Consider the following 1,260-nt stretch of genomic DNA (forward strand, 5'->3'; position numbering starts at 1 on the left):
TGATTTAAAGGCTAAGGCGGCTTAAGTATCAAAAAGCGCATGATCAACATGCGCTTTTTTCTTTTTAAAGTGCGTACTGGTCTCCCCAATATAAAGCTAATCGAGCAAAGTCTTGTGCATTTTGTGTCGTTTGATCATCGATATACTCAACGCGAAGCATGAGGCCCTCTTGTATTGAGTAGCTATAAGAGAGGCTTGCTCTCGATGACGTATGATCCGCGTGTTGCAATCCAGCTTGCTCGCCGAGAATCGGAGCGCCAGGGCCGCTGAGTCCGTTATCGGTTGATAATTCTTCATAGCCAATCGACAAGTTGTGTTTCTGATATTGAATCGATACGTTTATGTTGCCACCACGCATACTTGCATCAAGGCTCGACACTCTTGTTGCATCAGATAACTCTCCATCACTGTGTCTCTGTAACGCGGAGATTTCTAGTTGATACGAAAGCTCCGAAGACTGCTGCCATTTAATGATGCTTTCAAGGCCATAAAGGGTCTCATTACCTGTAAAAAGAGTCGGTGTTCGAACTGTGCCTGATGAGTGAACGTGGTCATCGGGAATGTTATCTCTGCGACGTTTTACATCTGTGAAAAGACCCCATATACCAACAGTAGCTTGTAGTCGTTCAACGGTATGTTGGTAACGTGCAAACAGATCAAATGCAGGCTGATCGCTGTGATCGCTTCCTGGGTAATTCTCTCCATCCCAAATTTCAATGCCATAAGTACTTAAGCCCTGCGCTCCATGCCAGTTCATGAATTGTGCGCGGAGACCGATATTAGAGTATGTGCCTTCCAATGCGGTGAGAGCTGAAAGTGTTGGCTCAGTGAACGCCCGTTCATTAGGATGCTGGCCATTTTGTAGCGAAAAAGCGCCTTTCATTTTACCTGCTTCTAATTTGATATGTCCTGAAGTATGTGTCCAATGATAACCAAAGAAGGCTTGTTCGATTTCAGTTTCCACATCGCTTGAATGTTCATGAGCGCCAAGCTCTGTGTTTGTGAAAAAACCTGATTCATTAGCCCAAACAAAACCCAGTGTTGCGTCGTTGAGGCTCAAACCTTCTTCACTGGCGTGCATGGCTTCATTGCGGAGTATACCCGGGATATTCCAGTCATCGTTCTGAATATGATCTTGTGTTTGCCACGAAGCTTAAATGCTTGAAGTGAGCGTAGACGGTTATATGTGGAGAAAGTCACCATGCGCATTGGCATTCATTGCCATAAGCCCGTTAAGCGCACACGATAGCGTAATGCATA

At 45.2% G+C, this 1,260-nt stretch carries 1 protein-coding gene; it reads right to left on the reverse strand.

Annotated elements, in window-relative coordinates:
• Positions 1-64: 64 nt before the first annotated feature.
• Entirely contained in the window at positions 65-1,081 is a 1,017-nt protein-coding gene (locus A3762_RS17965) for a hypothetical protein (protein WP_068756954.1), read from the reverse strand.
• Between the last annotated feature and the right edge of the window lie 179 nt (positions 1,082-1,260).

It is taken from the genome of Oleiphilus sp. HI0125, from assembly GCF_001635355.1.

What these genes read in the sequence shown, in the direction of transcription:
- A3762_RS17965 (WP_068756954.1), bottom strand. Translation starts at nt 1,081, where the DNA reads ATGCACGCCAGTGAAGAAGGTTTGAGCCTCAACGACGCAACACTGGGT.